At 68.7% G+C, this 10,538-nt stretch carries 6 protein-coding genes; 2 read left to right on the top strand and 4 right to left on the bottom strand.

The window, feature by feature from the left end; genetic code table 11:
- Positions 1-392: 392 nt before the first annotated feature.
- Both ACWF7A_RS17865 and glnA read right to left on the bottom strand, forming a co-directional pair.
- Positions 393-3,923, bottom strand: a complete 3,531-nt coding sequence (locus ACWF7A_RS17865) for an FkbM family methyltransferase (protein ID WP_452251531.1) — start codon at positions 3,921-3,923, stop codon at positions 393-395.
- Between the two features lie 19 nt (positions 3,924-3,942).
- Positions 3,943-5,286, bottom strand: coding sequence for a type I glutamate--ammonia ligase (glnA, locus tag ACWF7A_RS17860; RefSeq protein ID WP_452251530.1), 1,344 nt, complete (start codon positions 5,284-5,286; stop codon positions 3,943-3,945).
- A gap of 41 nt (positions 5,287-5,327) precedes the next feature.
- Here glnA and ACWF7A_RS17855 point away from each other — a divergent pair, with 41 nt between their 5' ends.
- Together ACWF7A_RS17855 and ACWF7A_RS17850 are read left to right on the top strand one after the other, a co-directional pair.
- Positions 5,328-5,963, top strand: a complete 636-nt coding sequence (locus tag ACWF7A_RS17855; protein ID WP_452251529.1) for an LppX_LprAFG lipoprotein — start codon at positions 5,328-5,330, stop codon at positions 5,961-5,963.
- The gene (locus tag ACWF7A_RS17850) at positions 5,963-7,480 is read left to right on the top strand and encodes an MFS transporter (protein ID WP_452251528.1); all 1,518 of its coding nucleotides are present in this window, start codon (positions 5,963-5,965) and stop codon (positions 7,478-7,480) included. Before ACWF7A_RS17855 ends, ACWF7A_RS17850 begins: the two co-directional genes overlap by 1 nt.
- On the opposite strand, the gene ACWF7A_RS17845 is transcribed toward ACWF7A_RS17850, so the two are convergent.
- Both ACWF7A_RS17845 and ACWF7A_RS17840 read right to left on the bottom strand, forming a co-directional pair.
- Positions 7,435-8,958: an alpha/beta hydrolase gene (locus tag ACWF7A_RS17845; protein WP_452251527.1), complete on the bottom strand. Its 1,524-nt coding sequence runs from the start codon at positions 8,956-8,958 to the stop codon at positions 7,435-7,437. The two genes, ACWF7A_RS17850 and ACWF7A_RS17845, sit on opposite strands and share 46 nt — an antisense overlap.
- On the bottom strand, positions 8,958-10,520 hold the full coding sequence (locus tag ACWF7A_RS17840; protein WP_452251526.1) for an alpha/beta hydrolase: 1,563 nt from the start codon (positions 10,518-10,520) through the stop codon (positions 8,958-8,960). The genes ACWF7A_RS17845 and ACWF7A_RS17840 overlap by 1 nt, the downstream gene beginning before the upstream one ends.
- Positions 10,521-10,538 lie beyond the last annotated feature (18 nt).

Genomic DNA, 10,538 nt, shown 5'->3' with positions numbered 1-10,538 from the left:
ATATTACTGGCTGTGTTTCGGCACGCTGTTGAGTTCTCAAAGAACACGCGCTCACCGGTTCCAGTCTCCGTTTCCGGAGGCTTTCTCTCGGGGCTTGTGTTGAAAGCTTAGCCAGTTCGTTTTCGCTTTGTCAAATCGGCGTTTCCGGCGATTCAGGCTCCGCGCAAACTCGCTTCGCATTCAGTTTTTGGCTTGGTTCAGAAGTTATCTGAGTGGCTTTCCCGGTGTCAAATCGGGGTCATTTTCAGATCCCGGACAGCACGTTAGGCCGCTTATTTACTTCTGGGGGTTTGACGCCGTGAGACTTTACCCGGCCCGATCCGCGGTGTCAACCGCTCGTTCCGGGGTCTCGCTTGCGACCTGGAGAAAGTTACTCACGGGGAGGATCAAAGTCAAATCGCCTGGTCAGCGGGCTGCTTGATCGGCACGGACGGCGCGGGAGCAGCCGGCTTGGCCCCGATCGGACGCGGTCGCAGCCACAAGGTGATGGATCGAAGTCCCTCCATCGCCCGCACGATCTGGTCCGCCGAGGCGGCCTGGCGGGTCGCGACCGGCACCAGGTCGTAGCCCCAGACGCCGAACTCCTTGAGCACCGTCACCGGATCGTCACCGAGATCCGCGGTCGCGGTCGCGGAGAACTCGAGGAACACGTGCGGCCTGTCCCGGCGCAACAACCGAACGAGTCCCGCGAGAGCGCGATGTCCGCGTCCAGGCGTGTCGACCCGCACGACGGAAAGCTTCATCCCCTGCACAAGTGAGATGTCTTCGAGCGCCTTGTCCAGGCGGAGCGACTTCACCCGTGCGACGTCTTCGCCGGCGTCTTCGGCCAACGGCGACACGGACACGCCACCGGTCAACGTCGGTGACGCGGCCAACTCGCCCGCGCTCTCCCATGCGGCGCCTTCGACCACGGTGAGCCGGGAGGCGACAGCAGCAGGAAGGTTCGCCGAGACGTTGTGCCTCAGAAGCGCGGCAGCGGACGCGTCCGGCTCCACGGCGACAACGGCGCCCATCAGTCCGAGCCGGGACAACACGCGAATCGAGTGGTAACCGACGTACGCGCCGACGTCGAGGAAGATCCCGTCCGGCTCCAGCACCGAATCGAGCAGCTCGGCGAGGTCGGGCTCCCACACTCCGTTGGACGACAACAGCGGGAGCATGAACGCGTCGTCGGAGGGCAGCCGCATCATGCCCGCGTCGCACAACACCAACGACGAACGCACGGCAGGCGCGTCACCCGCGGACTCGTGCTGACGAACCACCACGCGACGCAACGCGTCCGCGGTCTGTTGTGCCTGGTGAGCGGTGCGCAGGGCGGCGTCCAGGCGCGTGTCGCGCTCGCGGAACACCTCGACGACCTTGGACTCCAGCGAGTCGATCCGGTCGAGCGTGCGGTCCAGGGCCACGGTCAGCTTGTCGATCCGCTCGGCCAGCACCTCGTCCGACTTCGCGCGCTTGGCCGCCTCGGCGACGACCGCGTCCTCGACGTCGCGCTGCCGGCGGCCCTGACCGGCCATGTCCGCGCGCACGCGCACGACCCCGTCGTCGACCCCGACCAGCTGGTCGACGAAGTGCGACTGCCGTGCCGCGACCTGCTCGACCTCGGCGCGCAGGAGCTCCAGCTCACCGGCACCGATGCCCGCCTTCAGCGCGTCCTGCCGGTTGACCAGCTCGGACACCGTGCGCTCGACCCCGTCGATCAGGGTGTGCAGCACCTGGCGCATGTGGTTGTCGTAGTGGTCCAGGGCGCGCAGCACGACCTTGCGCAGCGCGGGTGCCATCGGCGTCCGGCTGGGACCGTCCACGGTCGGCTGCCGCAGTAACGCGTGCTTGGCCGACTGCAGGGCGAGCATCGGGTCGACCTCGTCCTTGGCCTTCGGCCGGCGGGCCCGCCACCCGCGGTACGCGTGCTCGACGCGTTCGCGGAGTACTTCGGCCACGCGCGCGACCGACCGCACGGACAACACGTGCTGACGTCCGGCCGCACCGAGCGCCGCGGCCGTGGGCAGGTCATCGGCCAGCGAGCGCAACAACTTCGCGGCGGCCTGCACGTCAGGTTCGGCGCCTTGATGACACGGCACGAGGACCGCCGTCTTGCCGAAGAGCTCGGCGACGGCGCCGTGGTCCGAGGCGACGACGGGGACTCCCCGCACCGCGAGCTCGGCCAGGCGCAACGCGATCCGGTCGTCCGCGCCTCCCCGGTGCAACGACACCACCGCGTCGGCGACGGCACCCACGTCCAGGTCCTCGACCAGCGAGATCCGCTGGTCGGAGGCGGTCGCGAGGCGCAGGCGCTCGGCGGCCTCCGGGTGCTCGACGGCACCGGACACCGCGATCCGCAGCGCGACGTCGGCGCGATCGGGGAACGCCGTGAGGAACGCCGACACGACACCCAGCACGTTGCCGGGCCTGTCGAACTCGTGGTCCGCGATCGCCGCGAACACCACCACTTCGCCGGATTCGAACTCACGGGCACCGACGTCACGCACGGGCACGGGCACCACACGCACGACAGGTCCGCCGATGCGTTCGGCGGCGGCACGGGACACCTCAGAGGAAAGCCATAGTTCGTTCACGCCCGTGCGGTCGTCCGCGGCCGTGGCGTCCAACGCGACGTCGACGACGAACCGTCCGGCGGGCACCTCGTCCGAAGAAGAAGCGCGCACCACGACGGGATATCCGGCGGCGGCCGACACGGGCAGTCCGGACGCACGGGCGGCGGCGAGCATCAGCTCCGCCAGCGGCCCCGAGCCGACGACGGACACACCGAGCTGGTCGAGCAGCGCCGGTCCTTCCGACCGGGGCTGCGGCACGGCGGGCGCGGGCAGCCGCCCGGACGCGACGCCGACCCCGGCACACCACTCGCGCCAGGCGTCCGCGTCCGCGCCGAAAGGCGCCGGGAACTGCCGGCGCAGCGAGGAGTCGGCACGCCACACCGCGTCGGCCCAGCGCGTGCCGCCGGTCTCGGTCGGCTCGCACGCCCACATGAGGAACCCGCCGCCACCGTCCTCGCCGAACGCGGGCGGCGGCGTCGGCACGAAGGTCCGGTAGTCGGCGCGCAGCTCGGACGGGATCTGGGTGCCGTCGATCAGCGCGTCGAACCGGTACGGCACCGGGAGCGCGGACCAGCCGTTGCGCACCAGTTCGGCGCGGTAGGACTGGCAGAGCTCAGCGATCTCCGTGTGCTCCGAGAGCAGCACACGGGGACGTTCCGCGAAATCGGCCGACAACAACCAGGGACGACGTGGGTCGAACCCGCGGAAGTGCACCGTCAGCAGGTCCTGGCCGACCACGGCCAGTGAGCCGGACTCGGTGCGGTGCAACGGCCGGTCCGCGACGTTCCACACGGACAATCCGACCCGTGCGTCACGCACGACGTGATGCGGCACGATCGCCGGCATGTCCAAGGAAGTCAGATAGGGCTCGGAACCCGGACCGACGGCGATGAACCCGGGGTCGAACGCACCCTGGTCGTGCAGGTCGGACGGCCCCGGCTGCAGCCCGTCGGACTGCAACGGCCGCAACGTGCGTGGCAACATCACGACCGGTGCGGTGCGCAACGCCTCCAGCACGAGCTTCGTGAGCGACCCGAACACCTGCACCCACGGGTCGAGGTACAGCACGGGCATGCCCTGCGACAGCAACGCCTCCAGCAGCCGCGGCACCATGGCGGCCTTGAGCCCGGAGGCGTCCAGCGACGTCGCGAGCTCGTGCAGCTCGACCTCGCCGACACCGATGTCGAGAGGCGTCATCAGCCCCGGCCCCGAGTGCTCGGGCTGCGCGTCGACGACCAGTGCGACGAACCTGCCCTCGGGGTGCTCCGCGAGGAACGAGCTGGACAGGACCTTGACCGCGGGCAGCTCCGCCGCCGTGGCGACGGTGCACGCGCAGATCGTCGGCTGGAACTCGGGTACCTCAGTCACGGAGAGCACGTACCTGGCCTCACAGCATGGGGAGAAGTGTGCGCAACTCGTACGGGGTGACGCTACGACGGTACGCGTCCCACTCCGTCCTCTTGTTGCGCAGGAAGAAGTCGTAGACGTGCTCGCCCAGCGCCTCGGGCAGCAGCTCGGAGTTCTCCATCTCGGTGAGCGCCTCGCCCAGGTTCTGCGGCAGGTTCGAGTACCCCGCCGCACGCCGTTCGCGGTCGGTCAGCGACCACACGTCGTCCTCGGCGGGCGGCGGCAGCTCGTAGCCCTTCTCGATGCCCTTGAGGCCGGCGGCCAGGATCACCGAGTACGCGAGGTACGGGTTGCACGCGGAGTCGAGAGAACGGATCTCCACGCGGCGGGACGACGACTTGCCCGGCGAGTACATCGGCACGCGCACCAATGCCGAACGGTTCGCGTGACCCCAGCACACGGCTGTGGGGGCTTCACCGCCGACGATCAGGCGCTTGTACGAGTTGACCCATTGGTTCGTGACGCCGGAGATCTCGCGCGCGTGCTTGAGGATGCCCGCGACGAACTGCTTGCCGATGTCGGAGAGCTGGTACGGGTCCTCGTCGTCGTAGAACGCGTTGCGGTCGCCCTCGAAGAGCGAGAAGTGCGTGTGCATGCCCGAACCCGGCTGGTCGGAGAACGGCTTGGGCATGAACGAGGCGCGCACGCCCTGCGTGATCGCGACCTCCTTCACCAGGTAGCGGAACGTCATGACGTTGTCCGCCATGGTCAGCGCGTCGGCGTAGCGCAGGTCGATCTCCTGCTGGCCGGGCGCGCCCTCGTGGTGGCTGAACTCGACGGAGATGCCCATGGCCTCCAGCGCCTCGATGGCGTGGCGGCGGAAGTGCGTGGCCGTCTCGTGCGAGGTCTGGTCGAAGAACCCGCCGTTGTCCGCGGGCTCGGGCTCGCTGCCGTCGCCGGGCAGGCCCTTGAGCAGGAAGAACTCGATCTCGGGGTGGACGTAGCAGGTGAACCCGGCCTCGCTGGCCTTCGACAGCGTGCGGCGCAGCACGTGGCGCGGGTCGGCCCACGACGGGGAACCGTCCGGCATGGTGATGTCGCAGTACATGCGCGCCGAGTAGTTGCTGCCCTCCGGTGTCTGCCAGGGCAGCACCTGGAACGTCGAGGGGTCCGGCTTCGCGACCATGTCCGACTCGTAGACGCGGGCGAAGCCCTCGATCGCCGAGCCGTCGAACCCGATGCCCTCGCTGAAGGCGCCCTCGAGCTCGGCCGGTGCGACCGCCACGGACTTCAAGAAGCCCAGGACGTCCGTGAACCAAAGCCGGACGAACCGGATGTCGCGTTCCTCTAGCGTGCGGAGCACGAACTCCTGCTGGCGGTCCATAGGGCGCAGCTTAAGGGCTCGGGTGACTCTACGATCAACGCATGTCCGCCCGTTGGTTGTTGGTTTGCGCACTCGCCCTGCTCACGAGCTGCACGTCCGGGGGAGATCTCCCCGATGGTGCGACCTTGCTCTCGAAGTCGGCCGACTCGATGAAGTCGGTCAAGAGCGTCCACTTCACCATCAAGGTCGACGGTGAGCTCCCCGACGTGCCGGTGAAGGAGGCCGACGGCGACCTCACCTCGGCAGGGGACTCGAAGGGCAACGCCAAGGTGACGTTCGGCGGGCAGCTGCTGTCCGTCGAGTACGTGCTGACCGGCGGGAACCTGCACTTCAAGGGCCCGACCGGCGGGTTCACCAAGCTTCCGGCGGCGTTCGCGGGGCAGGTCTACGACCCCTCGGCGATCCTGAACCCGGACAAGGGCGTGGCGAAGGTCCTGAGCAGCGCCAAGGACGCGAGGACCAAGTCGTCCGGTGACGTGTCGGTGGTCGAGGCGACGGTGCCGAAGGACGTGGCGGCCGGGCTGGTGCCGGGCATCTCCGCGGACGTGAAGGCGACGTTCTCGGTCGACAAGGACAACAAGCTCAAGAACGCGCTGTTCGAGCTCCCCGGTGGTCAGAAGGTCGACATCGGCCTGACCGACTTCGACAAGCCCGTCACCGTGACAGCGCCTGCGTAATGCGCAAACTCGCTCTCGCCGCGTCCGGCGCGGCCGTGCTGCTGGGGGCGCTCGACGCGTACGTCGTCGTCGGCGTCCTGACGGACATGGTGCGCGATCTCGGCATCGCGGTGAACGAGCTGGAGCAGGCGACGCCGATCGTCACCGGGTACCTGCTCGGGTACGTGGCGGGCATGCCGTTGCTCGGGCAGCTGTCGGACCGGCTCGGGCGGCGGTTCGTGCTGCAGGTCTCGCTGCTCGGGTTCCTGGTGGGGTCGGTGGTCACGGCGCTCGCCGCCGACGTGCCGCTCCTGGTGGTGGGCCGGGTCGTGCAGGGTCTGGCCGGCGGCGCGTTGCTGCCGGTGACGATGGCGCTGGTCGCGGACCTGTGGGACGAGCAACGGCGGTCGTCGGCGCTCGGGACCGTGGGTGCCGCGCAGGAGCTGGGGTCTGTCCTCGGCACGCTGTACGGCATCGCGGTGGCGTCGCTGTTCAACGCGTGGCCGTTGTTCGAGGGCTGGGAGCCGCAGAGCTGGCGGTGGATCTTCTGGGTCAACATTCCGTTGGCGATCATCGCGATGGTGGTCGTGCAACGGACCGTGCCGAACACACGGCGCGAGGTGCGCATCGACGTCGTGGGCGGGGTGTTGCTCGCTCTCGCCTTGTCGTTGCTGGTGGTGGCGCTCTACAACCCGACGCCCGCCGAGTCCGTGCTGCCGTCGTGGGGCTGGCCGACGCTCATCGCCGCTTTTGTCGTGCTGGGCGGCTTCTTCTTGTGGGAACGCCGTAGTGCCGTGCGGCTCATCGATCCCGAGGGTGTGCAGTGGCGGCCGTTCTGGGCCGTGCTCGGGGTGTCGCTGGCCGCCGGTGCCGCGTTGATGGTGACGCTGGTCGACGTGGAGTTGTTCGCGCAGACCGTGTTGCGCCGTGACTCGGCATCCGCGGCGACGCTGCTGACGCGGTTCCTGATCGCGTTGCCGGTCGGTGCGGTCCTGGGTGGGTTCCTCGCGTCACGGCTCGGTGACCGCTGGGTGTCGTTCGGCGGCCTTGCGATGGCGTCGGTGTCGTACGTGTTCATCGCGCAGTGGCCCGCGGACGTCAGCGGGCTCGTGCTCACGCGTGACCTGGCCATCGCCGGTTTCGGGCTGGGTCTGGTCATCGCGCCGTTGTCCGGTGCTGTGCTGCGGGTGGTGCCCGCCGTGCGTCACGGCGTGGCGTCGGCGTTCGTCGTCGTCGCGCGCATGACGGGCATGCTCGTCGGTGTGGCGGCGTTGTCCGCGTGGGGACTCCACCGGTTCCGCGAGCTCACGGCAGACCTGAACACACCGCTGCCGTTCGGCGTGGAACCCGCTGAGTTCCAGCGGCAGATGGCCGAGTACCAGCGCGGGCTCACCGAGGCGCTGCTCACCGAGTACCACGAGATCTTCCTGATCACGGCGGTGATCTGCGCGCTCGGAGCGCTGGGGTCGGTCCTCCTGCCCGGGAGACGTCGTCAGCAGACCGAGTCGGTCTCCGGCAGCCTCAGGTCCACCAGGTAGTTCGTGCCCACGCCGTCCACGCAGCCGATGCCCGCGAGGAACGCCGTGTGCTGGTTCCCGTTGTACGTCAGCAAACGCGCGCCCAGCGCCCGTGAGAGGTCCACGCCGGACTGGTAGGGCGTCGCCGGGTCACCGGTCGTCGACACCACCAGCACCTGCGGCAGTCCGGTCACGTTGGGCGGGTGCGGTTCCGACGTGTGCGGGGCGGGCCAGAACGCGCACGGGCCGAGCGCGGTCTCGTCGGTGGGCACGGTGTCGTTGCCCAGCAGTTCCAACAGCCTCCGACGGTTGGACTCCAGGGTGGCGCGGTCCTTGATCGGCGGTTCGTCGACGCAGCGGATGGCCACGAACGCGTCCTGGATGCGGCTGTAGGTGCCGTCCTGGGCGCGGCCGAGGTACTGGTCGGCGAGCTGCAGCAGGGTGGTGCCCTTGTTCTGCCGCAGTTCCTGGAGGCCCTTGAGCGCGGTCTCCCAGAGCCGGTCGGTGTACATCGCCTGGATGATGGCGGTGTTCGCGTCCGAGTGGGACAGCTTGCGGTCGCCGACCTGCATCGGGGTCTTCTTGAGGGGCTCGATCATCTGGCGGAACTTGGACTCCGCCGCGGCCGTGTCCCTCCCGATGGGACAGTCGCGCTGGGCGCACCAGCCCGCGAAGCGCTGGAACGACTCCTCGAAGCCCTGCGCCTGACGTGCGGACGCGGCCACCTTGTCCGCGCTGGCCTCCACCGCACCGTCGAGCACCATCGCGCGCACGTTGCGAGGGAACATCTCGGCGTACAACGTGCCGATGCGCGTGCCGTAGGAGTAGCCGAGGTAGCTCAGCTTCTTCTCCCCCAGCGCGGCGCGCAGCACGTCGACGTCGCGCACGACGTCCCGCGTGCCGACGTTGCGCAGCAGGTCGATGCCGCTGCGTTCGGCACAGCGGTCGACGAAGAACTTGTTCTCCTGCTCGGTCTGGTTCGCGCTCTCGCCCTTGGGCCGCAGCCGTTGCGCGTCACGTTCCGCGTCGGTCAGGCACTGGACGCGGGGCTGGCTCGCCCCCACGCCGCGCGGGTCGAAGCCCACCACGTCGAACCGCTTGCCGACCGGGTTGCCGGCCTGCATGTTCGCGACGTGCGACATGCCCGACCCGCCCGGACCACCGGGGTTCACCACGAGGGAACCGACCCGGCGGTCCTTCTCGGTGGCGGGACGGCGCAGCAGTCCGACCGTGATCGTTCCGGCGTCCGGCTTCTCGTAGTCGAGCGGGACCGCGAGACGCGCGCACTGGATGCCCTCGCGCTCGTACAGACCCTTGCTCTTCGCATCGGTCGCGTAGGGCTGGCACGCACCCCACGACAACGTCTGCGCGTAGAAGCGTTCGATGCCCTTGCGGCCCGCGACGGGTTTGCCGTCGATGCGCGCGTAGGACGTGGACGTGCCGAGCAGAACGATCAAGGCGAACAAGGCCGCGGTGACTCGGGATCGCCTCTTCGTCATTAGGCGCACCGGGTTCCGTCGGCGGGCAACGTCTGGTCGATCAGGTACTTCACACCGGCGGAGTCCACGCACTGGTCGCCCTGCAGGAAGACCGTGTGCTGGACGCCCTCGAACGTGAGCAGCCGCGAGTTGAGCGCTTTGGCCAGGTTCACGCCCGCCTCGTAGGGCGTGGCCGGGTCACCGGTCGTGGAGATGACCAGCAGCGGCGGGATGCCGTCGGCCTTGGGCGGGCCCGTGCGCGCGGTGACCGGTGCCGGCCAGAACGCGCACGAGTCGAGAGCAGCGCCCGGAGGGTTGCCGTCGTCGAGGAACGGCGCCGCCGCCTTGTACTGCTTCTGCGTCTCGAGGAGCGCGTTCTTGTCCGTCAGCCGTGCGTCGTCAACGCAGTGCACGGCGTTGAACGCGTCCGTGATGGTCGAGTACTCGCCCTGGTCGTCGCGGTCGTAGTACGCGTCGGCGAGGCGCAGCAGCGTGGTGCCCTTGCCCTTGGTCAGCTCCTGGAGGCCGGTGAGCAGGATCGGCCACAGCTGTTCCGAGTACATCGCCTGGATCGCTGCGGTGATGGCGTCGTTGTAGGACAGCCTGCGGTCGCCCACGTCCACCGGTTTCTGGATCAACGGTGTGGTGAGCTGCCGGAAGCTGGCGTTGGCGTCGGGGCCGAGAGGACAGTCCTTCTTCTCTCGGCACCACTTCACGAACTCGTCGAAGGCCTTCTGGAAGCCGGCCGCCTGGGCGACCAGCGACGCGAGCTGGTCCTGGGTCGGGTCGACGGCACCGTCGAGGATGAGCGCGCGCACGTTCTGGGGGAAGGTCTCGGCGTATTCAGTGCCTATGCGGGTGCCGTACGAGTACCCGACGTAGCTCAGCTTCGCGTCGCCGAGCGCAGAGCGGAGGACATCCATGTCCTTAACTACGTCCCGCGTGCCCAAATTGGCGAGCATTGAAGCCCCGAATTTTGTACCGGCGGCACACTTCTCGGCATATGCCTTGTTCTCTTGCTCCGTTTGGGCGATTCCGGCCGGAGAAGTGTCGATGTCGAGGTCCAAACGCTCCGCGTCGCGCTCCGGTCCGGTGAGGCAGCTGACCGCCGGTTCGCTCGCTCCGATGCCCCGCGGGTCGAATCCGATGAGGTCGAACCTCGCCGCGAGGTCGGTCTTGCGGAAGGCCGAGACCATGCCGGCGGCCGACGCCATGCCGGACGCGCCGGGGCCGCCGGGGTTCGTCAGCAACGAGCCGATCTTCTGCCCCGTGGCCTTGTAGCGGAGCACGCCGATCGTGATCGTGTCGCCGGTCGGCTTGGTGTAGTCGAGGGGAACCTTCAGGCGGGTGCACTCGACGTCACGCCTCTTGCCGTACGCGTCGCGGCTCGACCCCGTCGTGGCGTACGGCTCGCAGTTCTCCCAGGCGAGCTGCTGGCCGTAGAACTCCTCCAAACCGGCCGGAACGACCCCTGCCGGACCGACCTTTTCGAAGGTCACGCCTGGTTTGGCGGCCCCTTCGACGATCGACGTGCAGGACGCGAGCAGCGGAATGACGAGCAACACGCTCAAGAGACGGGCCACAGCCCGATGGTATGGGAG

This window comes from Lentzea sp. NPDC055074 (assembly GCF_053608005.1).
This window is presented reverse-complemented; position numbering and strand designations above follow the sequence as displayed.

Bases quoted from the DNA above. Each gene is read 5' to 3' on its own strand.
- ACWF7A_RS17855 (WP_452251529.1), top strand. From the start codon at position 5,328: ATGTCCGCCCGTTGGTTGTTGGTTTGCGCACTCGCCCTGCTCACGAGC.
- glnA (WP_452251530.1), bottom strand. From the start codon at position 5,286: ATGGACCGCCAGCAGGAGTTCGTGCTCCGCACGCTAGAGGAACGCGAC.
- ACWF7A_RS17845 (WP_452251527.1), bottom strand. From the start codon at position 8,958: ATGACGAAGAGGCGATCCCGAGTCACCGCGGCCTTGTTCGCCTTGATC.
- ACWF7A_RS17850 (WP_452251528.1), top strand. From the start codon at position 5,963: ATGCGCAAACTCGCTCTCGCCGCGTCCGGCGCGGCCGTGCTGCTGGGG.